The following is a 25,888-nucleotide window of genomic DNA, read 5'->3' as shown; positions in this document are numbered from 1 at the left end:
CAGACCCGGATTGTAGTGGACGGGTAAAATCCCGGCATGACTATCTCCGCCTTCGACATTGCGATTCTCGGCGCCGGCCCCGTGGGGCGTGTCCTGGCGTTGATGCTGGCGCGCGTGGCGCCGGACCCGTCCCGCATCGCCCTGCTGCAGGGCGCGTCGCCGGCGCCCGTCACGCCGGCCGCCGCCGTGCCCGCGGCCGATCCGCGCGTGCTGGCCATGAACCACGGCAGCCGCGTGCTGCTGGAATCGCTGCACGCCTGGCCCGCCAAGGCGGCGGACATCCTCAACATCCACGTCTCGCAGCGCGGCCGGCTCGGCCGCAGCGTGATCCGCAATACCGATTTCGACGTGCCGCAGCTGGGCTGCGTGGTCGCCTACTCGGCGCTGCACGCCCGCCTCGAAGAATGCGTGGCCGCCAGCGGCGTCACGCTGCTGTCCGGGCCGCCGGCCGTGGTGGACGGCCAGGATGCCGACGGCGTGCGCATCAGCCAGGGCGATGCCGCGCTGAGCTGCCGCATCGCCGTGCAGTCCGACGGCGCCGGGGGCAGCGACGTGCGCCGCGAGTACGGCCAGCACGCCCTGCTGACCACCGCCCACGCCAGCCTGCCGCGCCGCGGCTGGGCCTGGGAGCGCTTCACCACCGAAGGACCGCTGGCGTTGCTGCCGCACCCGCAGACGCCGGACGCCTATTCGGTGGTCTGGTGCAGCGCGCCCGAGCGCGCGGCCGAGCTGGCGGCGCTGGACAACACCGCCTTCTCGCAGGCGCTGAGCGCGGCCTTTGGCGACCGCCTGGGCCGCCTGACGTGCCAGGCGCCGCGCCATGTCTTCCCGCTGGCGCTGAGCGCGCGCCGCGCCCTGGTGCAGGGCCGCGTGGCCGTGATCGGCAATGCGGCGCAGACCCTGCACCCCGTGGCGGGACAGGGGCTCAACCTGGGGCTGCGGGACGCCGCCAGGCTGGCCCAGTCCCTGGGCGGCTGGCTGGCCCAGCCAAACGCCACCCCCCACCCCGCGCTGCACGACTTCGCCCGCGCGCGCCAGGTCGACCGGGTCATCACCGCCGGAGTCACCGACCTGATGCCACGCATCTTCGCCACCGGCCTGGCGCCGGTCGAACACGCCTGTGGCCTGGCATTGCTGGGCCTGGACCTGGCCGCGCCCCTGCGCGCGCCGCTGGCGCGCCATCTGCTGCAGGGTTTCCGGGCCTGATCTCGCCCTTTTTTTGCCCGCCTGTTACCAAGCGGTTGCGGAGCAAAAAATGGGGGTTCGATCGAGCCGGTTAAAATGTGACCATGCGCATAGGCCCGTGGACTCTTCCCAACAACGTTCTGGTCGCGCCCATGGCGGGCGTGACGGATCGTCCTTTCCGACAGCTCTGCAAGAAATTGGGGGCCGGTTACGCCGTGTCGGAAATGGCCGCCAGCAACCCCAAGCTGTGGGACAGCGTCAAGACCTCGCGCCGCCTGAACCACGACGGCGAGATCGCGCCCATTTCGGTGCAGATCGCCGGCGCCGACCCGGCCATGATGGCCGAAGCGGCCGTGTTCAATGCCAACAAAGGCGCGCGCATCATCGACATCAACATGGGCTGCCCCGTGAAGAAGGTCTGCAATGTGGCCTCGGGTTCGGCCCTGCTGCGCCACGAAGACCTGATCGCCCGCATCCTGGACGCCGTGGTCGAGGCCTGCGCGCCGCTGGGGGTCCCCGTGACCCTCAAGACCCGCACCGGCTGGGACCGCGACAGCCGCAACGCGCTGCGGGTGGCCAGGCTGGCCGAAAATGCCGGCATCGCCGCCCTGACGCTGCACGGGCGCACCCGCGCCGACCTCTATACGGGCGAGGCGGAATATGACACTATCCGCGCCGTCCGCGCCGAGCTGAAAATCCCGCTGATCGCCAATGGCGATATCGACTCGCCCGAAAAAGCCAAACGCGTCCTGGATTACACTGGCGCCGATGCGGTCATGATCGGCCGGGCGGCCCAGGGCCGTCCCTGGATTTTCCGCGAAGTCGACCACTACCTGCGCACGGGCGAAACACTGGCCCCTCCCGGCTATGGGGAAATGCGCGAACTGCTGCTCGAACATCTCGACGACCACTACCGCTTCTATGGCGAACACACCGGCGTACGCACGGCGCGCAAGCACATAGGGTGGTATCTGGACGGCCTGCCGGACGCGGACTCGTTCCGCGACCGCATGAACCTGATCGACAACACCCGCGACCAGTGGCGGGCGGTGTCGGATTGGTTCCTCAATCTTTCCCGCGACGGCAACCCCAACCCGGCGCCTGTCGCGAAAGCCCTGCTGGCGGCATGACCGCCTCAACACCAACATAAAAATATCTGTACTCCGATGAGCAAGAAAGATGTCCTGGAAGAATGCGTGCGCGCCAGCCTGGAGCGCTATTTCGAAGACTTGGGCGAATCCGAGCCCCACGACATGTGGGACATGGTGATGCGCTGCGTGGAGCGCCCGGTCCTCGAAGTGGCGTTGGAACGGTCCGGCGGCAACCAGTCGCGGGCGTCCGAAATGCTGGGCATCACGCGCAACACCCTGCGCAAGAAGCTGCTGGCCCACAACATCCAGGTATAGCGCATTGCCGCGCGGGCGGGCCGGCTGGCGCGCCCCGCATGACAGATTTCCCATCCCGACCTGAAGCGAGACAGGCGCACGCGCCCCACTCCCGTCCCTCACCATGAAAATCGAAACCGCCCTGCTTTCGGTGTCCGACAAGACCGGCATCGTTGAATTTGCCCGCGCCCTGGCCGCGCGCGGCGTGCGCCTGCTGTCGACCGGCGGCACCGCCAAGCTGCTGGCCGAATCCGGCCTGACCGTCACCGAAGTGGCCGCCCACACCGGCTCGCCCGAGATCCTGGACGGCCGCGTCAAGACGCTGCACCCCAAGATCCACGGCGGCCTGCTGGCCCGTCGCGACAGCGCCGAGCACATGGACACCATCAAGGCGGCCGGTATCGATCGCATCGACATGCTGGTGGTCAACCTGTATCCGTTCCGCGAAACCGTGGCCAAGCCGGATTGCACCTTCGCCGACGCGGTCGAGAACATCGACATCGGCGGCCCGGCCATGCTGCGCGCCGCCGCCAAGAACCACGGCACCGAAGCCGGTGGCGTGACCGTGGTGATCGACCCGGTCGACTACTCGCGCGTGCTGTCCGAAATGGACCAGGGCGGCGGCACTTCCTACGGCCTGCGCCTGGCGCTGGCCGCCAAGGTCTACGCCCACACCGCGGCCTACGACGGCGCCATCGCCGCCTACCTGACCAGCCTGACCGAAGCCGAACCGGCGCAGGACGCCGTGCCGGCCCGCCAGGAATGGCCCGGCACCCTGACCCTGCAGGTCAGACAGGAACAGGCCCTGCGCTACGGCGAGAACCCGCACCAGACCGCCGCGTTCTACGTCGACGCGCAGCGTCCGGCCGGCCTGCTGGGCAACTACCGCCAGCTGCAGGGCAAGGAACTGTCGTACAACAACATCGCCGACGCCGATGCCGCCTGGGAATGCGCGCGCAGCTTCGAGGCGCCCGCCTGCGTCATCGTCAAGCACGCCAACCCCTGCGGCGTGGCCGTGGCGGCCGACACGCTGGGCGCCTACCAGCAGGCCTTCAAGACCGACCCGACCTCGGCCTTTGGCGGCATCATCGCCTTCAACCGCCCGGTCGACGCCGCCACCGCCGAAGCCGTCAGCGCCCAGTTCCTGGAAGTGCTGCTGGCGCCGGCCTATGACGGCGCCGCGCTGGCCATCCTGGCCGCCAAGAAGAACGTGCGCGTGCTGGAAGTGCCGATGGGCACGGGCCAGAACGCCTTCGACGTCAAGCGCGTCGGCGGCGGCTGGCTGGTGCAGAGCCCGGACGCCTACAACGTGCCGCGCGACGCCCTGAAGGTCGTCACCAAGCGCCAGCCCACCGAGCAGGAAATGAACGACCTGGCGTTCGCCTGGAAGGTCGCCAAGTACGTCAAGTCCAACGCCATCGTGTTCGTCGGCGGCGGCATGACGCTGGGCGTCGGCGCCGGCCAGATGAGCCGCATCGACTCGGCCCGCATCGCCTCGATCAAGGCCGAAAACGCCGGCCTGACGCTGAAGGGCTCGGCGGTGGCGTCGGATGCCTTCTTCCCGTTCCGCGACGGCCTGGACGTGGTGGTGGCCGCGGGCGCGACCTGCGTGATCCAGCCCGGCGGCAGCGTGCGCGATGACGAAGTCATCGCCGCGGCCGACGAGCATGGCATCGCCATGGTGCTGACCGGCACCCGCCACTTCCGCCACTGATGCGCGTCCTCGGCATCGATCCCGGCCTGCGCCGCACCGGCTTCGGAGTGATCGATGCCGACGGCCCGCGCCTGCGTTATGTCGCCAGCGGCACCATCGTGGTGCCGCCGGCGCTGACGCTATCCGAACGCCTCAAGGTCATCCTGGACAACCTGCGCCAGGTGGCGCGCGACACGCAACCCGACGTGGCCGCGCTGGAAATCGTCTTCCTGAACACCAATCCGGCCTCGACCCTGCTGCTGGGCCAGGCCCGCGGCGCGGCGCTGTGCGCGCTGGCCGACAGTTCGCTGGCGGTGCACGAGTACACCGCGCTGCAGATCAAGAAAGCGGTGGTGGGCACCGGCCGCGCGGCCAAGGAACAGGTCCAGATGATGGTGCAGCACCTCCTGGCGCTGGACGGCACCCCCGCGCCCGACTCGGCCGACGCGCTGGCCTGCGCCATCTGCCACGCCCACGTCGGGCCCTTGCAGGATCGGCTGACGGAATTGGGCACGCGCCTGAGCCTGAGCGGCAAGACCCGCATCCGCAACGGCCGCCTGCTGGGCTGAAAACGCCGCGGCCCGCGCCACGCGGCGCGCGGACCCGTATAGAATCCCCGCATTCGCCGCGACTGACGCGGCCTCTTCTTCTGCCAGGCCACTGCCACCATGATCGGACGCATCACCGGAACCCTGATCGAGAAACTGCCGCCCACCGTCTGCGTGGACGTCAACGGTCTGGGCTATGACATCGACGTGCCCATGAGCACGCTGTACTCGCTGCCGGAAACCGGCGCCCGCGTCACGCTGTACACGCACCTGACCGTGCGCGAAGACGCCCACATCCTCTACGGTTTCGCCACCGCCGGCGAACGCAGCGCCTTCCGCGAACTGATCAAGGTCAGCGGCATCGGCGCGCGCACTGCCCTGTCGGTGCTGTCGGGCCTGTCGGTGGCAGATCTGGCGCAGGCCATCACGCTGCAGGAATCGGGTCGCCTGACGCGGGTGCCCGGCATCGGCAAGAAAACCGCCGAACGCCTGCTGCTGGAAATGCGCGGCAAGCTGGGCGCGGACATCGGCGCCACCGCGCACGCGGTGCACGACAACCAGTCCGACATCCTGAACGCGTTGCTGGCGCTGGGATACTCCGAGAAGGAATCGCTGTCGGCCCTGAAGACGTTGCCCGAGGGAGTGGGCGTCTCCGACGGCATCAAGCAGGCATTGAAAGCCCTGGTGCGCTGAAGGGGCGCCACCTGGGCCGCGCCGCCCGCAGATCATTGCGACCAGGGCTGGTCGCGGCAACAGGCGCGATACGCCCCAGGGCTGCCCCCGTCGACGCAGGCTTCGCGCACTAGCGCGCCGGCGCCAGGTAGCCGGGCGCCACCGCCTCCAGGCCGGTCGGCACCACATTCAGTTCGGGGGCCATCGGCGCCCCGCAGATGTTGTCGCTGCGCAGGGAATCGAGGTTGTCGCGCGACATCAGCGGCCGCCCCGGCAAGCATTCGAACAGCAACGCCTGCATCCGGCCCACGCCCATCGGCACGCTCATCACCGGACGCGGATGGCCGCTCCAGCCCGCGCACAGGCGCGCGATCTCGCCCAGGGTGTAGACCTGCGGTCCGCCCAGCTCGTAGGTCTTGCCGCAGGCATGCGTGTTGGCCAACGCCGACAGCATCGCCGACACCACGTCGCCCACGTACACCGGCTGCATGCGCGCGTGCGCGCCGGCCAGCGGCAGCACCGGCAGCCAGCGCGCCAGGCGCGCGAACATGTTGGTGAAATTGTCGTCCGGCCCGAACACCACCGAGGGGCGGAACATCGTCCACCCCCCTTCGCGCCAATCGGCCAGCTCCTGCCGGATGGCGGCCTCGCCATCGCCCTTGGAACGCTGGTACATGCTGCCGCCATTGGAATCCGCCCCCAGCGCGCTGACATGCAGCAGCCGGCGCACGCCCTGGCGGCGGCAGGCCCGGGCGATGCGTTGCGGCAGGTGCACGTGCGCCTGCGCGAAATCGGAGCCATAGGGGCGGCCCGCATTGCCGTGCAGGATGCCGACGAGATTGACGACCACGTCGCAGTCGCGCGCCAGGCGGTCGAGCGCGTCGTCGTCGTGCACGTCGCTGGCGAGCAGGGTGACGGTGGGCAGGATCTGGAGTTCTCGTCCCTGGCCGTAGCGGCGGGTGGGCACCAGGATCTGGTGCTGTCCACCCGAAAGCCGGGCGACGAGATGACGGCCGATGAAGCCAGTGCCGCCGATGACAAGGATACGCATGGAGCAGCCCCTGTTCTTCAGGATTCAGGCCCGATTCTGCCCTGCACGGGCCGCATCCGCAAGCGCGCGGCCAAAGCGCCGGACGATATCCCGCCGACGCCCGGCGCCGACCCTCAGCTTGCCAGCAACTTGCCGTAGGCCGGAAGGTCGACGTTGCCGCCGCTGATGATCACGCCGACGCGCGCGCCGCGCACCGGCACCACGCCCTGCAGCACGGCCGCGGACGACAGGCAGCCGGTCGGTTCCACCACCATCTTCATGCGCTCGGCGAAGAACTTCATGGTCGAGACCAGCTGGTCATCCGTCACCGTGACGATGTCGCGCACGTGCTTCTGGATGAGCGGGAAGGTCAGGTGGCCCAGGTGGGTGGTGGCGGCGCCGTCGGCCAGGGTCTTGGGCGCGGGGATGCGAACGACTTCGCCCTTGCGCAGCGATTGCTGGCCGTCGTTGCCGGCCTCGGGCTCGACGCCGTAGACCAGGCAGCGCGGGCTGAGCGCGTACGCCGACAGCGCCGACCCCGACAGCAGGCCGCCGCCGCCCAGGCACACGAACAGGTAATCCAATTCGCCGACGTCCTCGAACAGTTCCTTGGCCGCGGTGCCCTGCCCCGCGATCACGTCCTCGTGGTCGTAGGGCGGGATCAGCGTGGCGCCGGTCTCGGCCTGAATGCGGCGCGCGATCTCTTCGCGATCTTCGGTGTAGCGGTCGTAGGTGACGATCTGGCCGCCATAGCCTTCGGTAGCGGCGCGCTTGGCCGCCGGCGCGTCCAGCGGCATGATGATGGTGGCCTTGACGCCCTGCAGCTTGGAGGCCAGCGCGATCGCCTGCGCGTGGTTGCCCGACGAGAACGTGACCACGCCGGCGGCGCGCTGCTCGGGCGTCAGGCGCGCGATGGCGTTGAAGCCGCCGCGGAACTTGAACGCCCCCATGCGCTGGAAGTTCTCGCACTTGAAGAACAGCGAGGCGCCGGCGATGGCATCGGCCGTGGTCGAGGTCAGCACCGGCGTGCGGTGCGCGTGGCCGGCCAGGCGCTCGCTGGCGCGCGCGACATCGTCGAAAGTGGGCAGTTCGGGCAACATGGAAACAGTCCTTTGAACGCGGAAAGAGTCGGAAGCGAAACCTCCGGATCATAAACCCGTGGCGGCGTTCCCGCCGCCGCCACGCCCGGACGGTTTACTTGCCGAACAGCTCGCCGCTGGTGCTGGCGGCGCCGGCGGGCGGCGTCAGGCCCAGGTGGCGCCAGGTGGTCAGGGTGGCCGTGCGGCCACGCGGCGTGCGCTGCAGGTAGCCGTGCTGGATCAGGTAGGGCTCGATCACGTCCTCGATGGTGTCGCGCTCTTCGCCAATGGCCGCGGCCAGGCTGTCGACGCCGACCGGGCCGCCGTCGAACTTGTGGATGATGGCCTCGAGCAGCTTGCGGTCCATCAGGTCCAGGCCTTGCGGATCGACTTCCAGCATGGCCAGCGCGCGGCCGGCGACATCGGCGTCGATGGTGCCGCCGGCCTTGACCTCGGCGTAATCGCGCACGCGCCGCAGCAGGCGGTTGGCGATACGCGGCGTGCCGCGGGCGCGGCGCGCCACTTCGGCAGCGCCATCCGGCGTGATGACCGCATTGAGCAGGCCGGCGCTGCGGGTGACGATGCGGCCGAGGTCGTCGGCGTTGTAGAACTCCAGCCGCGACACGATGCCGAAGCGGTCGCGCAGCGGGTTGGTCAGCATGCCGGCGCGGGTGGTGGCGCCGACCAGCGTGAACGGTTGCAGGTCGAGCTTGACGCTGCGCGCGGCCGGACCTTCGCCGATCAGGATGTCGATCTGGAAGTCCTCCAGCGCCGGGTAGAGGATTTCCTCGACCACGGGCGACAGGCGGTGGATTTCGTCGATGAACAGGACGTCGTTCTTTTCCAGGTTGGTCAGCAGCGCCGCCAGGTCGCCCGGGCGTTCCAGGACGGGGCCGGAAGTCTGGCGCAATTGCACGCCCATTTCGTGGGCGATGATGTGGGCCAGGGTGGTCTTGCCCAATCCGGGCGGACCGAACAGCAGCACGTGGTCGAGCGCTTCGCCGCGCTTGCGGGCGGCGGCGATGAAGATCTCGAGTTGTTCACGGGCGCGCTGCTGGCCGACATATTCCTCCAGCGCCTTGGGGCGCAGGGCGCGTTCGATCGACTCCTCGTTGGGCGACGCCGGCTGGGGCGCCACGATGCGAGGCGCGTCGGGACGGGAGGAAAGCGAATCGGACTGGATGGCCATGGTGCGGAAAACGACTGGATACTGAGCGGGATGCTGCATCGTACCGTAACCACCGCCCCCCCGGGACCGGATTCCGCCCCGCCACGCCCTGGCGGGGGCGGGGTCAGGCGCCTTCCGCCACCGGCAGCTTGACCCGCACGCACAGGCCTCCGGACTCGGCCTGCAGCAACTCCAGCGAGCCGCCATGGGCGCGGGCGATGGCTTCGGCCAGCGCCAGCCCCAGGCCGACGCTGCCGGTACGGGTCCGGGCATCGTCCAGGCGGCTGAACGGACGCAGCGCTTCCTGGCGGCGTTCCGGCACGATGCCGGGGCCGTGGTCCGCCACGTCCAGCACCGCCTGGCGGCCTTCGCGCCGCAGGCTGACGTCAACCGGCGGCGCGCCGTGGTTGAGGGCATTGCCGATCAGGTTGTCGAGCAGGCGGCCCAGCGCGACGGCATCGCCCTGCACCACCAGGGCGTCGTCGCTGTCGGCCGTCTTGAGGTGGATGTCGGTGCCCGCGCCGCGCCAGGCGTTGACGCGCTCGGTGAGCCAATCGGGCAGCACCATCGACGCGTAGCGGTAGGCCGCGGGATCGGTGCCGCGCACGAAGCCGATGAACTGGTCGACCATGTGCTGCATGTCCTGCAGGTCGGTGCGCAGGCCCTCCTTCAGGGCCGAATCGTCGGCCAGCTCAATGCGCAGCCACATGCGCGATAGCGGCCCCTTCAGGTCGTGCGGCAGGCCCGACAGCAGCGTGCGGCGCACCGAGTCGGATTCGGCCAGCGCATCCAGCATGGCGTTGAAGCGCTCGCCCAGCACACGGGTTTCGTGCGGACCTGAAGGTTCGACCCGTTGCGGCTGGCCGGCGGCCAGGCGGTCGGCGGCGTCGGCCAGGCGGGTGATGGGACGCGTGATGTGCCAGGAGAACCCCACCGCCAGCAACAGCAGCAGCCCCAGCCCGCCCAGCCAGGCGGCGATCAGCGGCGTGGCCACGGGCGGGTCGAGGCGGTCCAGCGGGATCACCAGCCATTCGCGCAGGCGCGGCGCGTCCTCGCTGGCCGGATTGGGCGCCAGCGAGATGAAGATCTCGGGCGTGGGGCCGCGCGACAGCGCCACCCGGGTGCCGTCGTTCAGGCGTTCGTTCAGCTGCTGCACCAGCCCCTTCAGATCGCGCCGGATATCGTCGGGTTCGGGCTTGTAGCGGCGCATGTGTTCTTCATGCTCGCGCTGGCGTTCGCGCTCGGCCCGCTCCTGTTCGACTTCGTGTTCGTCGCGCATCTCCGGCGGCAGTGGCGGGCCCTGGATCTGCGCGCTCGGCGGTGGCGGCGGCGGCGGTGGCCGTTGCGTGCCGCGCGGCGGCGGGCGGCGGCCGTTGAAACGCTGCAGCTTGGCTTCGGCCGGCAGCACCCGCGACCACAGGCGCCATTGGTTCTGCGAGGCCGCGCGCACGAAATCGGCGCGGTCTTCGGCGGGGACCTGCGACACGGCGGCGCGCAGGGTGCGGATGGTGGTGGTGATGTAGCCGATGGCCACGTCTTCCATGAACTTGTGGCGGAAGTACGAAACCGTGACCAGCGTGGCCGCCTGCGTCAGCAGCACCGACCCGAGGATCAGCAGGATCAGCCGCGCCCGCAGCGAGCGCGGCACCAGGGAACTGGCGGAGAAGCGCATCAGGGCGAGAACCGGTAGCCGATGCCCCAGACGGTCTGGATCCAGCGGGGTTGCTTGGGATCGTCCTCGATGACGCGGCGCAGGCGCAGGATGGCGATGTCGATGGCGCGGTCGTTACGTTCGCCGGCGTCATCGTCGCGCGCCAGCGCCAGCAGGCGTTCACGCGACAGCGGCTTGCCGGCGTTGCGCACCAGCGCTTCGAGCAGGTTGATTTCGCCGCCCGTGAGCTTGACCACCGTGCCGTCGCGCGACAGCTGGCGGGTGGACGGATCGAACAGGAACGGGCCGAACGCGACCGGCGCGTCCTTGGTGAGGGCCGAGGGGCCGCGCTTGCGGCGCAGCACGGCTTCGATGCGGGCCAGCAGCTCGCGGGGATCGAAGGGCTTGCCGACGTAGTCGTCGGCGCCGGCCTCCAGGCCGATGATGCGGTCGACGGCCTCGTCGCGGGCGGTCAGCAGGATGACGGGGATGTCCTCGCCCTGCTCGCGCAGGCGGCGACAGGCATCGGCGCCGTCCCCGCCCGGCAGCATGCGGTCCAGCACCAGCAGGTCGGGCGCGTAGCGGGTGATGCGCGACGGCAGGTCGCTGGCGTCGGGCGCCAGCAGCGTGTCATAGCCGTGACGGTTCAGGTAGTCGGCCAGCAACTGGCGCAAGGCCGGATCGTCGTCGACGACCAGCAGCTTGGTGTGGTGATTGTCCATGGATGCCATAGTGGAGCCGTCCGCCCGCGGCGGCAAGAGCCGGGAAATCATCTGAAATATACCTGTTGCACGATGTTTGCCGGCGATGCCGGCCCGTTGGCGCCAGCGTCACCCGCCGGACAGGACTGGCCCTAAAATATCGCCATTGCCCCGCATACGCTGGTGCGGTTTGCTAAAGATCGTTTACAGCAGGGGCAACGCCCCCTTTTTACACTGTCGGTTATGGTCGCCCCTGCATCCTGGCGCAGGCGGCTGCTGCACTCGGCGTTGACGGCTGGCCTGGCCTGCCCGTTGATGCCGGCGTTTGGCGGCACGCCCGCTGCGCCCTCTTCCTCCCCGTCGGCTCCGGCCTACGTCGCGCGCGGTATCGGCGTGCTGGCGCCGGTGCAGCCGATACCGGTGCGGCCGGCGCCGTCGATGGCGTCACGGGCGGTGCCGCTGGATCCGACGCCCTGCGACCTGCAGACCAGCGAACCGGCCATGGACACCAGCGTGGCCGGAGGCGGCGCCGAAGCCATACCGGGGACGGGTTCGACCCTGTCCGGAGACGCCGCCACGGGCCCGCTGGCTTGCGAAGACACCCAGGCCGCCACGGCGTCGACCGACGCCCCCAGCTACTCGTTTGACCTGGAAAACGGGGACATACCAAGAGTGCCGGTGGTGGTGATCTCCGGCGTGTCGCGGCCAAGCCGCCCCTGGTTCGCCTCGGTCAGCGGCCAGGACGGCCTGCGCTATGGCGGCGACCGCAACTGGATCTACCGCAATACCGGCGGTCCGTCGTTCGCGGTGGGCAACATCAGCGCCAATGCCCCCACCTGGGGCAGCAGCGCGCCGGTGGGCGGGTTGCAGATATCCAACCTGCAAAGCACCACGGCGCCGCTGGCGGAAGGCACTTTTGGCTATTCGTCGTCGCTCGGGCGGCTCAACCGCATGGACCCATCCGCCACTTCCGGCGCGGTCGACTACGGCGCCTCGGTCGGCAACAGCACCGTGCGCTACGGGCTGACGCCGGTGCTGACGCTGGAGGGCCAGATGCAGAGCGCGCCATCCCTGACCACCCGGGGCATGGGCACCACCTACACCGCGGGCGAGTACGGCACGTTCCAGGCGGGAGCCACCCAGAGCTCGTTCGATGCGGCCAGCGCCTGGCGCTACCGCTTCGGCTACAGCGTGGACGTGGCCGACGCGGTCAACCTGGGCTACACCAACGAACAGATCGGCGCCGGCTTCGGCGACCTGTCCACCTATTCCGGTGGCGTGGCCGCGGCGCCGCAGACCCGCAACACCCTGACCGCCGGCGTGCCGATCACCGGCTGGGGCACGCTCAGTGGCACCTATTCCGGCCTGCATGAAGGGTCGGCGCTGGCCGAGCAGCGGCTCGGCCTGTCGCACAGCATGTTCGTGGCGCCCAAGGTCAAGCTGGCGGTGGGGGCCGACCGCGACATCATCTCCGGCAATTATGAATGGCGCGCCAATCTCAGCATGCCGGTCGACACCTTCATGCGCGGCACCTGGCTGAGCTGGTGAGCCGGCCCGCCCACGGACGGAAATGTCCGCCCGCGCCCGGGCGGTCCGATTTGCGGCTTAAAATCCCTGCCATGATGCTCACCGCCTACCCCCATGTCTGACGCGCGCGCCCTCGGAGTCCTGCAGCGCGTTTTCGGTTACGAATCCTTCCGCGGCGACCAGCAAGCCATCGTCCAGCAGGTCATCGACGGCGGCGACGCGCTGGTCCTGATGCCCACCGGCGGCGGCAAGTCGCTCTGCTACCAGATCCCGTCGCTGGTGCGCGAAGGCACCGGCATCGTCGTTTCGCCCCTGATCGCGCTGATGCAGGACCAGGTCGACGCGCTGACCGAACTGGGCGTGCGCGCCGCCTTCCTGAATTCGACCCAGGACTGGCGCGTGGCGCGCGACGTCGAACAGGCCTTCCTGGCCGGCGAGCTCGACCTGCTCTACGTCGCGCCCGAGCGCCTGCTGACCGACCGCTGCCTGCAACTGCTGGAGCGCGGCAACATCGCCCTGTTCGCCATCGACGAAGCCCACTGCGTTTCGCAATGGGGCCACGACTTCCGCCCCGAATACCTGGGCCTGTCGATGCTGCACGAGCGCTGGCCGGACGTGCCGCGCATCGCGCTGACCGCCACCGCCACCGCCGAAACCCGCAACGAGATCGCCCAGCGCCTGTCGCTGACCGACGCGCACCACTTCGTCTCCAGTTTCGACCGCCCCAACATCCGCTACCGCATCGTCGAAAAGAACGAGGTGCGCAAGCAGTTGCTGGACATGATCCGCACCGAACACGAAGGCGAATCCGGCGTGGTCTACGCGCTGTCGCGGGCGCGCGTCGAGGAAACCGCCGAATTCCTCTGCAACCAGGGCATCGACGCCATGCCGTACCACGCCGGGCTCAGCCCGCAGGTGCGCGCCGCCAACCAGGCGCGCTTCCTGCGCGAGGACGGCGTGGTCATGGTCGCCACCATCGCCTTCGGCATGGGCATCGACAAGCCCGACGTGCGCTTCGTGGCCCACATCGACCTGCCCAAATCGGTCGAGGGCTATTACCAGGAAACCGGCCGCGCCGGCCGCGACGGCCTGCCCGCCACCGCCTGGCTGGCCTACGGCCTGCAGGACGTGGTGCAGCAGCGCCGCATGATCGATGAATCCCCGGGCGACGACGCCTACCGCCGCCGCCTCGGCCAGCAGCTGGACGCGATGCTGGGCCTGTGCGAAACCGTGGAATGCCGCCGCGTGCGCCTGCTGGCGTATTTCGGCCAGCAGATCAGCGCCTGCGGCAATTGCGACGTCTGTCTCGATCCGCCCCAGGCCTGGGACGGCACCGTGGCGGCGCAGAAGGTGCTGTCGGCCGTGTACCGGCTGTGGAAGGAACGCGGCCAGCGCTATGGCGCCGGTCACATCATCGACATCCTGCGCGGCAAGGTCACCGACCGCACCAAACAGCACGGCCACGAAACCCTGAGCGTGTTCGGCGTGGGCGAAGACCTGAGCGACACGGCCTGGCGCGGCGTGCTGCGCCAGTTGCTGGCGCAGGGCCTGCTCACCGTCGACAACGAAGGCTACGGCACGCTGGCCCTGACCGAAGGCAGCCGCGCCGTGCTCAAGGGCGAGCGCCAGCTGATGCTGCGGCGCGAATCCGAAAAGAAGGCCCGCTCCGGCAAGAGCGGCGGCAGCCGCGCCAAGGCCGCGGCGATCGACCTGCCCGCCGAACTGCAACCGGTATTCGAGGCGCTGCGCGCCTGGCGCGGCGAAGTGGCCAAGAGCCACGGCGTGCCGGCCTACGTGATCTTCCACGACGCCACGCTGCGCGAGATCGCGCTGGCCCAGCCCGAGTCGATGGACGCGCTCAGCCACATCAGCGGGGTCGGCGCGCGCAAGCTGGAAGCTTACGGCGAGGAAATCCTGCAACGGGTGGCGCGGCCGGTGCTGTAGCGCCGGGCCCCCGCTCCCGGGAGCCGCGACCGGAGCGGCCGGGGTGGCCGACCAGGGCGGCCCGGCACGGCGGATGACATGGCCATCCGCCGGCGCCTGCCGCCTCGGACCTCAGGGCGACGGCGGCGGCAACAGCGGCACGGGCGCGCGCTCCTTGCCGAACACCGAGCGGTAGGCCAGGATGTTGAACACCAGCACCACCGGTATCCCCACCACCGCTCCGGCCATCACCAGCCGCATCGAGCCCAGCGCGCCGGCGCCGTCCCAGAGCGTCATGTCGTCCAGGATCAGGAAGGGGAACAGGCTGTAGGCCAGCCCGCTCAGCATCAGCAGGAACAGCGCCACGCACAGCACGAACGGCAGCCAGCTGAAGCGGTCGGCGCGGCCCGGCAGTCGCGCCAGCAGCATTTCGGCGGCCACGAAGCCCGCCAGCATCAGCACCCATACCGTGGCCGCCAGGCTCAGGTGGGCGATGTTGCTCCACTTGTAGAAGATGCCGGCGTTGGCCAGGCCCAGCGTGACGGCAATGGCCACCATGCCGACCGCGGTCCAGCGGATCGCATGGCGCGCCCAGTTGGCGGCGCGGCGCTGCAGGTCGCCGTCGACCCGCATCACCAGCCAGGACGCGCCCAGCAGCACATAGGCGGCCACGGCGCACAGGCCGACGAACAGCGCGAACCAGCCATAGCCGGCGTCGGATTGGTAGCCGGTGGCGATGCGACCGAGCAGCATGCCCTGGCCGAAAGCGGTCATCAGCGACCCGGCCCAGAAGGCGAAGATCCAGCGCGGCTTGGCCTCGTTGCGGGCGCGGATGCGGAACTCGAAGGCCACGCTGCGCAACACCACGCCCAACACCATGAAGGTGAGCGGCCCGTACAGCTTGCCCAGCACCGCGCCCCAGGCGAACGGAAACGCGGAAGCGAACAGGCCCATGCCCAGCAACAGCCAGAACTCGTTGGCGTCGCGCCAGGGACTCAGCAGGCTCATCATGCGGCCGCGCTCCTGTTCGGGCGCCAGCTGCAGCAGGATGCCCACGCCCAGGTCGAAGCCGTCCAGCACCACGCCGGCGGCGATGACGACGAACAGCAGGCCCATGAACGCCAGCGGCATCCAGAAGGAAGGATCATCGGGGCTCAACCCCTGCGAAGCGGCCAGCATGGCGATCATGGCGTGCCTCCGCCCAGTTTGCGCACCGGCACCACGCCGTAGCGGGCCGCGTGGAACAGCATGCCGGCAAACGCCGCCAGCAGCAGCGCATACAACACGCCATAGCCGACCAGCCCATACAGCACGGTGCTGGAGGACATGGTGCCCAGCACCTCGGTTTGGGTGACGGTGCCGTTGACGACGAAGGGCTGCAGGCCGATCACCGAGACCCACCAGCTGGCCACCACGGCGATACCGCCCGAGAACATCATGCCGCAGAGCACGCGCTGCCACCATTGCGGCAGCACCGAGACGTCCAGGCCGCGGCGCCAGGTCCAGAGGAAGGTGATCCAGGAGACGGCCAGCATCAACAGGCCCAGCCCGGCCGCGACCCGCAGCGACCAGAAGGTCAGCGCGACCGGCGGCAGCATGCCCGAATACTTGTCCAGGCCGAGATAGGTGCCGTCGTCATTGCGATGCAGCCACATGCCGCCGGCGTTGTTCCAGGTCCAGTCGGCCACGTTGGCATGGGCGCGGGCGTCCGGCCAGCCGAACAGAACCAGGCGCGGTTCGCTGCCGCTTTCCCAATAGCCCGCGGCGGCCGCGGCCTTGGCGGGCTGGTACTTGGCCACCATCTGGCCGGCGCCGGTCGCCACCGGCACCTGCAGCACCGCGGCCAGGGCGGCAATCACCAGGCCGGTCTTGAAGGTGGCGCGTTCGCCATCGCCCAGCGGGCGGCGTAATGCCTGCAGCGCGGTCACGCCCATCATCAGGAAGGCGGCGGCGAGGGCCGATCCCACCACCACCACGGCCATGCGCCAGCCGACGGAGGGGTTCAATACCACTGCGGTCCAGTCGTAGACCTGGTAGCGGCCATCGACCAGCACCGCGCCATCAGGCGTCTGCATCCAGGATTGCAGCGCCAGCACCCAGAACAGCGCCACCAGTTGCCCCACCGCCACCATCAGCACCGCCAGGGTATGGGCGCCGTCGGACACGCGGCGCTGGCCGAACAGCATGACGCCCAGGAAGCACGACTTGAGGATGAAGACCGACAGGATGCCGTAGCCCAGCAGGGGACCGGCAACGTTGCCGATCTTGTCCATCAGGCCGGACCACAGGCTGCCAAGCTGGATCAGCACCGGTACACAGGCGGCCAGGGTCAGCACGAACGACAGGGCGAAGATGCGGACCCAGAAGCGGTAGGCGGCGGTCCAGCCGCCCAGGCCCGAGAACCGGGCCCGGAGTTTGAAGAACAGCAGGACCCACGCAAGCGCCAGGGCCACGGCGAGAAACAACGCCAGGAAGCTCAGGCTGGCCACGAATTGCGCGCGGGCCAATGAAAGAGTGGAAATATCCATGATGGCCCGTAGTGTAGAGCCAGTTACATGACAATGGGGGCCAGTTTGAAACCGCTTGCAGCGAGCCAAAAATGGCTTGTCCCGGGAACGTGGCAAAATTGACGCTTTGTCGCTGCTTTTTCCTATTCTTTCAAGAATGACCTCCGCCACGACGCCGACCCCCGCCGCATCCAATTTCCTGCTCAACATCGTCGAGGACGACCTGCAAGCCAACCGCTTCCAGGGCAAGCGTTGGGCCGGCAAGCCTGGCCCGGCCGCCGTGCAGCAGCAGGGCGAGCCCGACCCGGCGAAGATCCGCACCCGTTTTCCGCCGGAGCCCAACGGCTACCTGCACATCGGCCACGCCAAGAGCATCTGCGTGAACTTCGGCCTGGCGCGCGACTTCGGCGGCGTCTGTCACCTGCGCTTCGACGACACCAACCCCGAGAAGGAAGACCAGGAATACGTCGACGCCATCATCGAGGCCGTGCACTGGCTGGGCTTCGACTGGAAGGCCGACGGCCGCGACAACCTGTACTTCGCCAGCGACTACTTCGGCTATATGTATGAGTTCGCCGAGGCGCTGGTCGAGGCCGGCCATGCCTACGTCGACGAACAGAGCCCCGACGAGATCCGCGCCAACCGCGGCACCCTGACCGAACCCGGCACCGACTCGCCCTGGCGCAACCGCCCGGCCGCGGAGTCCATCGCGCTGCTGCGCGAGATGCGCGACGGCAAGCATCCGGATGGCAGCCTGGTGCTGCGCGCCAAGATCAACATGGCGTCGCCCAACATCAACCTGCGCGATCCGGTCATGTACCGCGTGCGCCACGCCACCCACCACCGCACCGGCAACCAGTGGTGCATCTACCCGATGTACAGCTGGGCGCACCCGGTGGAGGATGCGCTGGAAGGCATCACCCACAGCGTCTGCACGCTGGAGTTCGAAGACCAGCGGCCGTTCTACGACTGGATCCTGGAACGCCTGGCGGAGCTGGGCAAGCTGGCCAAGCCGCTGCCGCACCAGTACGAGTTTTCGCGCCTGAACGTGAGCTACGTGGTCACCAGCAAGCGCAAGCTGCTGCAACTGGTGCGCGAAGGCCACGTGGATGGCTGGGACGATCCGCGCATGCCGACCATTTTCGGCCTGCGCCGCCGCGGCTACACGCCGGCCTCGATCCGCCTGTTCTGCGACCGCACGGCGGTGTCGAAGTCGGATTCGCGCATCGACTACAGCCTGCTGGAACAGGCCGTGCGCGACGACCTGGACCCGATTGCGCCGCGTTCGGTGGCGGTGCTGGACCCGCTCAAGCTGGTCATCACCAACTATCCGGAAGGCCAGACCGAAATCTGCACGGCGCCGCGCAATCCGCACGATCCGGAGGCCGGCTTGCGCGAGTTCCCGCTGTCGCGCGAGCTGTGGATCGAGCGTGACGATTTCCGCGAGGAAGCGCCGAAGAAATACTTCCGCCTGTTCCCGGGCAACCTGGTGCGCCTGAAATACGGCTACGTGGTGCGTTGCACCGGCTTCACCAAGAACGAGGCCGGCGAAGTGGTCGAGGTGCAGGCCGAATACCTGCCGGAAACGCGCAGTGGCACGCCGGGCGCGGACAGCGTCAAGGTCAAGGGCAATATCACCTGGGTCAGCGCGGCGCATGCGGTGCCGGCGCAGATCCATCTGTACGACCGCCTGTTCGCGGATCCGCGGCCCGATGGCGGCGACAAGGATTTCCTGGCCTGCCTGAATCCGAATTCGAAGGAAACGGTGACGGCCTGGCTGGAACCGGGCACGGTGGCGACGCCGGGCGCGACCTGGCAGTTCGAGCGGCTGGGGTACTTCACGGCCGACATCAAGGAATCGACGGCGGAAAAGCCGGTGCTGAACCGCATCGTGACCTTGCGCGACTCCTGGGTGCAGGGCTGATCGTCGGCGGGACCGGCTGCCAGGGCCGGGACCCGCATGAAAGACCCGCCGGATGGCGCCGCGTCCGGCGGCGCCTGCGCCATCCGCCGCGATTCCGGTTTTTTTCCCCCTTGCCGAATCGATTGAACGGGCCCGGGGCGGGTTATCATGCCCGACATTCCGCAGCCGGTTGCGCGCGCCCCTTCCAGGCGCCCGGAACCGCCAGCCCCCGATCAAGATGAACACTGAATCCCTAGCCCTGGACTTCAAGAGCGCCACCCTGTATGCCATCCGGGTGGTCCTGCACAGTGCCGATCCCGAACGCCTGAACGCCGCGCTGGCCAAGCGCATGGCGGACGCGGGCAGCTTCTTCGAGAACGAGCCCGTGGTGATCGACGCCAGCCGTGTCGAGGACACCATCGACTGGCCCGCCCTGGTCGCGGCCTTGCGCGGGCACAACCTGCCCCCCATCGGCGTCGTGGCCGAGGGCGCCAACCTGGCCGCGGCCCGCGCCGCCGGCCTGACGCCGGTGGAGCTGTCCACCCCCGCGGCCCGGCCGGCGCAGGTCATCGATACGGCGCCGCCCAACGATGTCGCCACGCCGGTGCCGTCGGTGCCGGCCGCCGCCGTCGAGATCGCCCCCGCCCCCACGCCCGCCGCTGAAGCGCAGGTCGACAAGGCTGCCGACAAGACCGCCGATAAATCCGCGGACAAGGCCACCGACAAGCCCGCCGACAAGGCGGCCGCCGAGCCGCTGCCCGAGCGCGCCGCCGCCAGCACCACATCGGCGCCCAGCCCCACGCCGGCCGCGCCGCAATCGTCATCGGCCCTGGTCATCACCAAGCCGCTGCGTTCGGGCCAGCGCGTCTACGCGCGCCATACCGACCTGGTCGTGATCGGCATGGTAAGCCAGGGCGCCGAGGTCATCGCCGACGGCAACGTGCACGTGTACGGTCCGCTGCGCGGCAAGGCCATGGCCGGCGCGCGCGGCGACACGTCGGCGCGCATCTTCACCACGCACCTGGACGCGGAGCTGCTGGCCGTGGCCGGCGTGTACCGCGTGGTGGAAGACAAGCTCGACCGCTCGCTGCACAACCAGCCCGCGCTGGTCCGGCTGGACGGCGACACCCTGCGCATCGAGGCCTTGAAAGCCTGAGATGCCCTTCCGCGGTCCATGCCGTCGGGGCTGGCGCGAGACGGCGCCGGACGCGGAATGGTCCTGCAACGCAATACTCTGTCAGTCTCGAACGGGCCGTGCCCGTTCAACACATTCTGTAAGAAGCCTTACACGGGCTTTTTGCTTTACGATAACGCGATTTATTCGAACATAAGGGTTTGATCGTCATGACACGCATTGTTGTGGTGACTTCCGGCAAAGGCGGCGTGGGCAAGACCACGACGAGCGCCAGTTTTTCCGCGGGCCTCGCGATGCGGGGCCACAAGACCGCTGTCATCGACTTCGATGTCGGCCTGCGCAACCTCGACCTCATCATGGGTTGCGAGCGGCGCGTGGTGTACGACTTCGTCAATGTGATCCAGGGCGAAGCCACGCTGAACCAGGCGCTGATCAAGGACAAGCAGCTTGAAAACCTGTTCATCCTGCCCGCCTCGCAGACGCGCGACAAGGACGCGCTGACGCAGGAAGGCGTGGAAAAGGTCATCAACGACCTGAAGGAAATGGGCTTCGACTACATCGTCTGCGACTCGCCCGCCGGCATCGAGACGGGCGCGCTGATGGCGGCCTATTTCGCCGACGACGCGCTGGTCGTGACCAACCCGGAAGTCTCGTCGGTGCGCGATTCCGACCGCATCCTGGGCATCCTGGCGGCCAAGTCCAAACGCGCCGTCGAGGGCGGCGAGCCGGTCAAGGAATTCCTGCTGCTGACGCGCTACAACCCCAAGCGCGTGGTCGACGGCGAAATGCTGTCGCTGGGCGACATCGAGGACATCCTGCGCATCAAGCTGATCGGCGTCATTCCCGAGTCCGAAGCCGTGCTGCAAGCCTCCAACCAGGGCCTGCCCGCCATCCACCTGAAAGATACCGACGTCTCCGAGGCCTACAAGGACGTCGTGGCCCGCTACCTGGGCGAAGACAAGGCCCTGCGCTTTACCGACTACGAAAAGCCGGGTTTCCTGAAACGCCTGTTCGGAGGCAAGTAAGCAATGTCCTTCCTGTCGTTTCTGCTTGGTCAAAAGAAAACCTCCGCTTCCGTCGCCAAGGAACGGTTGCAGATCATCCTGGCCCACGAGCGGGGCCGTGGCGATTCGCCCGACTACCTGCCGCAATTGCAGCAGGAACTGATCGCGGTGATCTCGAAGTACGTGAAGATCAATCCCGAGGACATCAAGGTGCACCTGGAACGCCAGGACACGCTCGAAGTGCTCGAGGTCAAGATCGAGATGCCGCAAAGCGAAACCTGATGTCCGCGCGCGCCGCCCGCCGGCGCGCGCCTCGTTCTGCGCCACAAAGCAAAAACGCCCGGCAATGCCGGGCGTTTTTGCGTTTGGCACGGTACGCCAGCGCATGCTGGCGACTGCCTGGTTCGCGGCTTAGTGCTTGCCCACCTGATCACCGATGACGCCGCCGATCGCCGCGCCGCCCACCGTGCCGAGGATGCCGCCGTTGGTGATGACGGCACCCGCCACACCGCCGAGCGCCGCACCGCCCACCGTGCTTTTCTGGCGGTGGCTCATGCTGTCCCACGACGAGCAACCGGCCATGGCGGCGGCCATGGCGACAGCGACACAGATTTTGGAAAGAGATGCGATTTTCATGATGAGGCTCCTATTCTTGTACCCGGGGCCGCACCTAGATCCAGACGCGAGCGCACGATACCCCTTATGGGTTTAGAGCCTTCAGGATCGCAAAATATCCCGTCCCGCGGTGTTAGGTTTGCCCAGGAATTGTGTCAAAGGGCGAGGGAATCTTTGCGACTCCCAGGGACGATGTTGCAGGCGCGGCCGGCTATTTGACCAGACGTAACACGTCGCGGAAGCGCGGATGCTCGCAGGTCTCCATCCACTCGAAAATGGCCATTTCCGTGGTGACGATCTCGGCGCCGTGGGCGCGCGCGCGGCGCAACGCGGCATGGTGGTCGGACGATTTGCGCGAACCGGCCGCATCGGCCACCAGCACCGCCTTGTAACCCAGCCCGGTCAAACCGATGACGGTCTGCAACACGCAGATGTGGGCTTCGCAGCCGGTCACCAGCACCGTTTTTCGCGCCGCCGGCAGCCAGGCATCGAAGCCTTGTTCGCGCGCGGCCGAAAAGTGCATCTTCTGGAAAGTGGACTGCACCAGCTCGGCGAGCGGCGCCACGGTGACGCCCAGCATCTTGCTGTGATGCTCGGTGGCGACCACGGGGACATCCAGCAGCCGCGCGGCCCGCGCCAGCTTGGCGTTGGCCGCCACCACCGCGTCGCCGTCGTGGATCGCAGGCATCAGGCGGCCCTGCATGTCGACGATGAGCAGCGTGGAATCGGAGGCTTGCAACAACATGGGAGGTCTCCTGAGGTTGAAGGCGGTATCGACGATACGGTACGACCATCACGCCAAACCGCTTCATTCAATGATATCTCGGGGGATCAACCGCCAGGCTCAAGGTGGTGGCGAGTGCCTGCAGCCGTTTTTCCCTGGTCCATAGCGCCGCGCCAGGTGTCAGTCGCGTGGACGCCAACAAGTGTAAATCCACATAACCAATGCCCTTTCCAAACAATCTCTCGCTATGAAGAAAGTGCATGACTTCGTCATGACTCGCACGCACGACTTGAGGCAATAGCGACATCGTACCCAATACAACGTCACGCCGGCCCAACGAACCCAGCGCCAATTCACCCGCGATGAACGGGTGCATCAATACACTTTCTTCCTCCAGCAAGCGCACCAGACATGGCTCGCCGTCGGATAAATGATCTATCCAGATGGAAGTGTCAACCAGGATCATTGCAGGTTTCCGTCTGCCGCCGCGGGATAGGCTTCAACTTGGGCGAACTACCACCAAGCTTGGCCAGCCGCTTCGCGGCCTCTTTCTGCACGAGCTGGGTCAGCGCTCGCGTTACGAGCGCCGATGTCTCCTGGACGCCCGTATAGGTACGGGCCAATTCGAGCAGGTCGTCATCGAGCGTCACAGTCGTACGCACACTGGCCTCCTTGAAATGATTGGAGCAAAAATTCGCATCAAATGATGAACTTTTTGATTCTATCATCCGAAAAAAAATCCCGGCGCGCAATGGCCGGGATTTTCGCACCGCCTGACAGGCCGGCTTACTTCAGCGCCTTGTAGCGCAGGCGCTTGGGCTTGGCGCCCTCTTCGCCCAGGCGGCGCTTCTTGTCGGCTTCGTACTCCTGGTAGTTGCCGTCGAAGAACACCACCTGCGAATCGCCCTCGAAAGCCAGGATGTGCGTGGCGATACGGTCCAGGAACCAGCGGTCGTGGCTGATGACCATGACGCTGCCGGGGAACTCCAGCAGCGCGTCTTCCAGCGCGCGCAGCGTTTCGACGTCGAGGTCGTTGGACGGTTCGTCCAGCAGCAGCACGTTGCCGCCGGCGATCAGCGTCTTGGCCATGTGCAGGCGGCCGCGTTCACCGCCCGACAACTGGCCGACCACCTTGTTCTGGTCGCCGCCCTTGAAGTTGAAGCGGCCCAGGTAGGCGCGCGAGGACATTTCGAACTTGCCCACGGTGAGCAGGTCGGCGCCGTCGGCGACCGCGTCGAACACGGTCTTCTTGTCTTCGAGCGCGTCGCGCGACTGGTCGACGTAGGCCAGCTTGACGGTCTGGCCGATCTTCACTTCGCCCGAATCCGGCTGCTCGCGGCCCGCGATCATGCGGAACAGCGTCGATTTACCGGCGCCGTTGGCGCCGATGATGCCGACGATGGCGCCGGCCGGGATCTTGAAGCTGAGGTTGTCGATCAGCAGGCGGTCGCCGTAGGCCTTGCTGACGTTGTTGAATTCGATGACCTCGTTGCCCAGGCGCTCACCCACCGGAATGAAGATTTCCTGGGTCTCGTTGCGCTTCTGGTATTCGTAGGACGACAGTTCCTCGAAGCGGGCCAGGCGCGCCTTGGCCTTGGCCTGGCGGCCCTTCGGGTTCTGGCGCACCCACTCCAGTTCCTTCTTGATGGTCTTCTGGCGGGCCGATTCGGACGCCTCTTCCTGCTTGAGGCGATCTTCCTTCTGCTCCAGCCAGGAGCTGTAGTTGCCCTTCCAGGGAATGCCGTAGCCGCGGTCCAGTTCGAGGATCCATTCGGCGGCGTTGTCCAGGAAGTACCGATCGTGGGTCACGCCGACGACGGTGCCCGGGAACTTGTGCAGGAACTGTTCCAGCCATTCGACGCTTTCGGCATCCAGGTGGTTGGTGGGCTCATCCAGCAGCAGCATGTCGGGCTTGGACAGCAGCAGGCGGCACAGCGCCACGCGGCGCTTTTCACCGCCGGACAGGTTGCCGACGATGGCGTCCCAGGGCGGCAGGCGCAGCGCGTCGGCGGCGATTTCCATCTGGTGTTCGATGTCGTCGGCGCCGCTGGAGGCGGCGGCCGCGATGATCGCTTCCAGCTCGGCCTGCTCGGCGGCCAGCGCGTCGAAGTCGGCGTCCGGCTCGGCGTAGGCGGCGTAGACCTCGTCCAGGCGCTTCTTGGCGGTGACCACCGCGCCCAGGCCTTCCTCAACCGCCTGGCGCACCGTGTGCTCGGGGTTGAGCTGCGGTTCCTGCGGCAGGTAGCCGATGTTCAGGCCCGGCATGGGGATGGCTTCGCCTTCGATCTCGCGATCCACGCCCGCCATGATCTTCAGCAGCGTCGACTTGCCCGAGCCGTTCAGGCCCAGCACGCCGATCTTGGCGCCAGGAAAAAACGAAAGCGAGATGTCACGCAGGATCTGCCGCTTGGGCGGCACGATCTTGCCGACGCGGTTCATGGTGTAGACGTATTGGGCCATGGGCTCGTATAGGGAAAGAAAGCTGATGAATCGCTGATTGTAGGCCGGAACCCGGGCAGGCGTGCGGGCGGGGTCCGCGCGCGGGTGGCAAGGCTATATTTACGGCTTGTGTCCGTTCCATGACGCCTTTCGCGGCGCCCCGCCCACCCCGATGACCGAAGCCGACCTGCTGGCCCGTACCCCGTTTCCCGCCACCCGCGACAGCCTCGCGGCGCAATTGCGCGAGGGCGGCCTGCGCCCCGGCGCCACGGTGCTCGTGCACACCTCGCTGCGCGCCCTGGGCTGGATCGCGGGCGGTCCCGTGGCGCTGATCCACGCCTTGCTCGATTGCGTCGGTTCCGACGGCCTGGTGGCGATGCCGGCGCACTCCTCCGACCTGACCGATCCCGCGCAATGGCAGGCGCCGCCGGTGCCGGCCGCCTGGCTGGACACCCTGTACGAGCACATGCCGGCCTACGATCCCGCCATCACGCCCACGCGTGGCATGGGCGCGGTGGCCGAACTGTTCCGCACCTGGCCCGGCGCCGTGCGCAGCCTGCATCCCACCTGTTCGTTCGCGGCCGTCGGCGCCGGCGCCCAAACGCTGACCGCCGGCCACCAACTGGAGGACCCGCTGGGCGAAACCTCGCCGCTGGCCAAGCTGTTGCGCGCCGACGCCGAGATCCTGTTGCTGGGCGTCGGCTTCGATGTCTGCACCATGCTGCACCTGGCCGAACAACGCGCCTGGCCGGCGCGGCCGCGCCAGCCCGAAGCCTCGCCCATCATCGAGCACGGCCGGCGTGTCTGGAAGCGATATGATCAGCCCGCCTTGCTCGACTCCGATCATTTCCTGCCGGTCGGCCAGTCGTTGATCGACGCCGGACTGGCGCGGCGCTTCCCGCTCGGCGCGGGCCACGGCCTGCGCGTGTCAGCGCGGGTCGCCGTCGAACACGCCGCGCGCTACTGGCAAGGCCAGCCCGCGCCGGGCTGAAGCGGAAA

Annotated in this window: 25 protein-coding genes; 13 read left to right on the top strand and 12 right to left on the bottom strand. The window is 68.1% G+C overall.

Features of this window, described 5'->3' with window-relative positions; all coding sequences use genetic code 11:
• Positions 1-36: 36 nt before the first annotated feature.
• The 6 genes from AT699_RS05020 to ruvA all read left to right on the top strand — a co-directional run bounded on the left by AT699_RS05020 (position 37) and on the right by ruvA (position 5,504).
• Complete coding sequence (locus AT699_RS05020) at positions 37-1,206, top strand: UbiH/UbiF/VisC/COQ6 family ubiquinone biosynthesis hydroxylase (RefSeq protein ID WP_020924983.1); 1,170 nt, start codon at positions 37-39, stop codon at positions 1,204-1,206.
• 83 nt (positions 1,207-1,289) lie between these two features.
• Positions 1,290-2,315 (top strand): tRNA dihydrouridine synthase DusB, encoded by a 1,026-nt coding sequence (gene dusB, locus AT699_RS05015; protein ID WP_035199573.1) that lies wholly within the window; start codon positions 1,290-1,292, stop codon positions 2,313-2,315.
• 36 nt (positions 2,316-2,351) lie between these two features.
• The gene (locus AT699_RS05010; RefSeq protein ID WP_006217670.1) at positions 2,352-2,591 is read left to right on the top strand and encodes a helix-turn-helix domain-containing protein; all 240 of its coding nucleotides are present in this window, start codon (positions 2,352-2,354) and stop codon (positions 2,589-2,591) included.
• 103 nt (positions 2,592-2,694) lie between these two features.
• On the top strand, positions 2,695-4,284 hold the full coding sequence (gene purH / locus AT699_RS05005) for a bifunctional phosphoribosylaminoimidazolecarboxamide formyltransferase/IMP cyclohydrolase (RefSeq protein ID WP_024067864.1): 1,590 nt from the start codon (positions 2,695-2,697) through the stop codon (positions 4,282-4,284).
• Complete coding sequence (ruvC, locus tag AT699_RS05000) at positions 4,284-4,832, top strand: crossover junction endodeoxyribonuclease RuvC (protein WP_006388993.1); 549 nt, start codon at positions 4,284-4,286, stop codon at positions 4,830-4,832. The genes purH and ruvC overlap by 1 nt, the downstream gene beginning before the upstream one ends.
• A gap of 99 nt (positions 4,833-4,931) precedes the next feature.
• A complete protein-coding gene (gene ruvA, locus AT699_RS04995) occupies positions 4,932-5,504 on the top strand; it encodes a Holliday junction branch migration protein RuvA (protein WP_006388992.1) in 573 nt (190 codons plus the stop codon).
• 109 nt (positions 5,505-5,613) lie between these two features.
• On the opposite strand, the gene AT699_RS04990 is transcribed toward ruvA, so the two are convergent.
• The 5 genes from AT699_RS04990 to AT699_RS04970 all read right to left on the bottom strand — a co-directional run bounded on the left by AT699_RS04990 (position 5,614) and on the right by AT699_RS04970 (position 11,133).
• A complete protein-coding gene (locus AT699_RS04990; RefSeq protein ID WP_024067863.1) occupies positions 5,614-6,534 on the bottom strand; it encodes a complex I NDUFA9 subunit family protein in 921 nt (306 codons plus the stop codon).
• 113 nt (positions 6,535-6,647) lie between these two features.
• Positions 6,648-7,613: a threo-3-hydroxy-L-aspartate ammonia-lyase gene (locus AT699_RS04985; protein ID WP_024067862.1), complete on the bottom strand. Its 966-nt coding sequence runs from the start codon at positions 7,611-7,613 to the stop codon at positions 6,648-6,650.
• Between the two features lie 94 nt (positions 7,614-7,707).
• Positions 7,708-8,781, bottom strand: coding sequence for a Holliday junction branch migration DNA helicase RuvB (gene ruvB / locus AT699_RS04980; RefSeq protein ID WP_026382640.1), 1,074 nt, complete (start codon positions 8,779-8,781; stop codon positions 7,708-7,710).
• A gap of 103 nt (positions 8,782-8,884) precedes the next feature.
• Complete coding sequence (risK, locus tag AT699_RS04975) at positions 8,885-10,432, bottom strand: sensor histidine kinase RisK (protein ID WP_024067860.1); 1,548 nt, start codon at positions 10,430-10,432, stop codon at positions 8,885-8,887.
• Positions 10,432-11,133 carry a response regulator gene (locus tag AT699_RS04970; protein ID WP_006388986.1) on the bottom strand — a complete coding sequence of 234 codons (702 nt, stop codon included), beginning with the start codon at positions 11,131-11,133 and terminating at the stop codon, positions 10,432-10,434. Before AT699_RS04970 ends, risK begins: the two co-directional genes overlap by 1 nt.
• Positions 11,134-11,355: 222 nt before the next feature.
• Between AT699_RS04970 and AT699_RS04965 the strand changes: the two genes are divergently transcribed.
• Both AT699_RS04965 and recQ read left to right on the top strand, forming a co-directional pair.
• Positions 11,356-12,660 carry a hypothetical protein gene (locus tag AT699_RS04965; protein ID WP_024067859.1) on the top strand — a complete coding sequence of 435 codons (1,305 nt, stop codon included), beginning with the start codon at positions 11,356-11,358 and terminating at the stop codon, positions 12,658-12,660.
• Positions 12,661-12,753: 93 nt separating this feature from the next.
• Positions 12,754-14,583, top strand: a complete 1,830-nt coding sequence (recQ, locus tag AT699_RS04960; protein WP_006388984.1) for a DNA helicase RecQ — start codon at positions 12,754-12,756, stop codon at positions 14,581-14,583.
• Positions 14,584-14,694: 111 nt separating this feature from the next.
• Here recQ and AT699_RS04955 read toward each other — a convergent pair whose 3' ends face one another.
• Together AT699_RS04955 and AT699_RS04950 are read right to left on the bottom strand one after the other, a co-directional pair.
• Positions 14,695-15,750: a cytochrome d ubiquinol oxidase subunit II gene (locus AT699_RS04955; protein WP_006388983.1), complete on the bottom strand. Its 1,056-nt coding sequence runs from the start codon at positions 15,748-15,750 to the stop codon at positions 14,695-14,697.
• Positions 15,747-17,090, bottom strand: a complete 1,344-nt coding sequence (locus tag AT699_RS04950; protein WP_006388982.1) for a cytochrome ubiquinol oxidase subunit I — start codon at positions 17,088-17,090, stop codon at positions 15,747-15,749. The genes AT699_RS04955 and AT699_RS04950 overlap by 4 nt, the downstream gene beginning before the upstream one ends.
• 136 nt (positions 17,091-17,226) lie before the next feature.
• Here AT699_RS04950 and AT699_RS04945 point away from each other — a divergent pair, with 136 nt between their 5' ends.
• From AT699_RS04945 to minE, 4 genes are all read left to right on the top strand, one after another.
• Positions 17,227-18,993 carry a glutamine--tRNA ligase/YqeY domain fusion protein gene (locus tag AT699_RS04945; protein WP_006388981.1) on the top strand — a complete coding sequence of 589 codons (1,767 nt, stop codon included), beginning with the start codon at positions 17,227-17,229 and terminating at the stop codon, positions 18,991-18,993.
• Positions 18,994-19,210: 217 nt separating this feature from the next.
• Positions 19,211-20,128 carry a septum site-determining protein MinC gene (gene minC / locus AT699_RS04940; RefSeq protein WP_024067857.1) on the top strand — a complete coding sequence of 306 codons (918 nt, stop codon included), beginning with the start codon at positions 19,211-19,213 and terminating at the stop codon, positions 20,126-20,128.
• 188 nt (positions 20,129-20,316) lie between these two features.
• Complete coding sequence (gene minD / locus AT699_RS04935; protein ID WP_006388978.1) at positions 20,317-21,132, top strand: septum site-determining protein MinD; 816 nt, start codon at positions 20,317-20,319, stop codon at positions 21,130-21,132.
• 3 nt (positions 21,133-21,135) lie between these two features.
• Complete coding sequence (gene minE / locus AT699_RS04930) at positions 21,136-21,393, top strand: cell division topological specificity factor MinE (protein WP_006388977.1); 258 nt, start codon at positions 21,136-21,138, stop codon at positions 21,391-21,393.
• 129 nt (positions 21,394-21,522) lie between these two features.
• On the opposite strand, the gene AT699_RS04925 is transcribed toward minE, so the two are convergent.
• The 5 genes from AT699_RS04925 to ettA all read right to left on the bottom strand — a co-directional run bounded on the left by AT699_RS04925 (position 21,523) and on the right by ettA (position 24,910).
• Complete coding sequence (locus AT699_RS04925; RefSeq protein ID WP_006388976.1) at positions 21,523-21,747, bottom strand: glycine zipper 2TM domain-containing protein; 225 nt, start codon at positions 21,745-21,747, stop codon at positions 21,523-21,525.
• Positions 21,748-21,937: 190 nt separating this feature from the next.
• Complete coding sequence (locus tag AT699_RS04920) at positions 21,938-22,471, bottom strand: isochorismatase family protein (RefSeq protein ID WP_024067855.1); 534 nt, start codon at positions 22,469-22,471, stop codon at positions 21,938-21,940.
• Between the two features lie 67 nt (positions 22,472-22,538).
• A complete protein-coding gene (locus tag AT699_RS04915; protein ID WP_058207222.1) occupies positions 22,539-22,916 on the bottom strand; it encodes a type II toxin-antitoxin system VapC family toxin in 378 nt (125 codons plus the stop codon).
• On the bottom strand, positions 22,903-23,178 hold the full coding sequence (locus AT699_RS30790) for a type II toxin-antitoxin system VapB family antitoxin (protein ID WP_006388973.1): 276 nt from the start codon (positions 23,176-23,178) through the stop codon (positions 22,903-22,905). Before AT699_RS30790 ends, AT699_RS04915 begins: the two co-directional genes overlap by 14 nt.
• A 58-nt stretch (positions 23,179-23,236) precedes the next feature.
• Positions 23,237-24,910: an energy-dependent translational throttle protein EttA gene (gene ettA, locus AT699_RS04910; protein ID WP_024067854.1), complete on the bottom strand. Its 1,674-nt coding sequence runs from the start codon at positions 24,908-24,910 to the stop codon at positions 23,237-23,239.
• A gap of 151 nt (positions 24,911-25,061) precedes the next feature.
• Between ettA and AT699_RS04905 the strand changes: the two genes are divergently transcribed.
• Positions 25,062-25,880 (top strand): AAC(3) family N-acetyltransferase, encoded by an 819-nt coding sequence (locus AT699_RS04905; RefSeq protein WP_058207221.1) that lies wholly within the window; start codon positions 25,062-25,064, stop codon positions 25,878-25,880.
• Positions 25,881-25,888 lie beyond the last annotated feature (8 nt).

Origin of the sequence: Achromobacter xylosoxidans (genome assembly GCF_001457475.1) — a bacterium.
GTDB classification, from domain to species: domain Bacteria; phylum Pseudomonadota; class Gammaproteobacteria; order Burkholderiales; family Burkholderiaceae_B; genus Achromobacter; species Achromobacter xylosoxidans.
The sequence above is the reverse complement of the archived record's forward strand: the minus strand, read 5'-3'. Positions and strand labels throughout refer to the sequence as shown.

Excerpts from the sequence above, each read along its gene's own strand:
- AT699_RS04945 (WP_006388981.1), top strand. The coding sequence starts at position 17,227 with ATGACCTCCGCCACGACGCCGACCCCCGCCGCATCCAATTTCCTGCTC.
- AT699_RS30790 (WP_006388973.1), bottom strand. The coding sequence starts at position 23,178 with ATGATAGAATCAAAAAGTTCATCATTTGATGCGAATTTTTGCTCCAAT.
- ruvC (WP_006388993.1), top strand. The coding sequence starts at position 4,284 with ATGCGCGTCCTCGGCATCGATCCCGGCCTGCGCCGCACCGGCTTCGGA.
- minE (WP_006388977.1), top strand. The coding sequence starts at position 21,136 with ATGTCCTTCCTGTCGTTTCTGCTTGGTCAAAAGAAAACCTCCGCTTCC.
- AT699_RS04965 (WP_024067859.1), top strand. The coding sequence starts at position 11,356 with ATGGTCGCCCCTGCATCCTGGCGCAGGCGGCTGCTGCACTCGGCGTTG.
- AT699_RS05020 (WP_020924983.1), top strand. The coding sequence starts at position 37 with ATGACTATCTCCGCCTTCGACATTGCGATTCTCGGCGCCGGCCCCGTG.
- AT699_RS04925 (WP_006388976.1), bottom strand. The coding sequence starts at position 21,747 with ATGAAAATCGCATCTCTTTCCAAAATCTGTGTCGCTGTCGCCATGGCC.
- minD (WP_006388978.1), top strand. The coding sequence starts at position 20,317 with ATGACACGCATTGTTGTGGTGACTTCCGGCAAAGGCGGCGTGGGCAAG.
- risK (WP_024067860.1), bottom strand. The coding sequence starts at position 10,432 with ATGCGCTTCTCCGCCAGTTCCCTGGTGCCGCGCTCGCTGCGGGCGCGG.
- AT699_RS04970 (WP_006388986.1), bottom strand. The coding sequence starts at position 11,133 with ATGGACAATCACCACACCAAGCTGCTGGTCGTCGACGACGATCCGGCC.
- AT699_RS04985 (WP_024067862.1), bottom strand. The coding sequence starts at position 7,613 with ATGTTGCCCGAACTGCCCACTTTCGACGATGTCGCGCGCGCCAGCGAG.
- ettA (WP_024067854.1), bottom strand. The coding sequence starts at position 24,910 with ATGGCCCAATACGTCTACACCATGAACCGCGTCGGCAAGATCGTGCCG.
- AT699_RS05010 (WP_006217670.1), top strand. The coding sequence starts at position 2,352 with ATGAGCAAGAAAGATGTCCTGGAAGAATGCGTGCGCGCCAGCCTGGAG.
- AT699_RS04955 (WP_006388983.1), bottom strand. The coding sequence starts at position 15,750 with ATGATCGCCATGCTGGCCGCTTCGCAGGGGTTGAGCCCCGATGATCCT.
- AT699_RS04950 (WP_006388982.1), bottom strand. The coding sequence starts at position 17,090 with ATGGATATTTCCACTCTTTCATTGGCCCGCGCGCAATTCGTGGCCAGC.
- AT699_RS04905 (WP_058207221.1), top strand. The coding sequence starts at position 25,062 with ATGACCGAAGCCGACCTGCTGGCCCGTACCCCGTTTCCCGCCACCCGC.
- recQ (WP_006388984.1), top strand. The coding sequence starts at position 12,754 with ATGTCTGACGCGCGCGCCCTCGGAGTCCTGCAGCGCGTTTTCGGTTAC.
- ruvA (WP_006388992.1), top strand. The coding sequence starts at position 4,932 with ATGATCGGACGCATCACCGGAACCCTGATCGAGAAACTGCCGCCCACC.
- AT699_RS04990 (WP_024067863.1), bottom strand. The coding sequence starts at position 6,534 with ATGCGTATCCTTGTCATCGGCGGCACTGGCTTCATCGGCCGTCATCTC.
- ruvB (WP_026382640.1), bottom strand. The coding sequence starts at position 8,781 with ATGGCCATCCAGTCCGATTCGCTTTCCTCCCGTCCCGACGCGCCTCGC.
- AT699_RS04915 (WP_058207222.1), bottom strand. The coding sequence starts at position 22,916 with ATGATCCTGGTTGACACTTCCATCTGGATAGATCATTTATCCGACGGC.
- AT699_RS04920 (WP_024067855.1), bottom strand. The coding sequence starts at position 22,471 with ATGTTGTTGCAAGCCTCCGATTCCACGCTGCTCATCGTCGACATGCAG.
- purH (WP_024067864.1), top strand. The coding sequence starts at position 2,695 with ATGAAAATCGAAACCGCCCTGCTTTCGGTGTCCGACAAGACCGGCATC.
- minC (WP_024067857.1), top strand. The coding sequence starts at position 19,211 with ATGAACACTGAATCCCTAGCCCTGGACTTCAAGAGCGCCACCCTGTAT.
- dusB (WP_035199573.1), top strand. The coding sequence starts at position 1,290 with ATGCGCATAGGCCCGTGGACTCTTCCCAACAACGTTCTGGTCGCGCCC.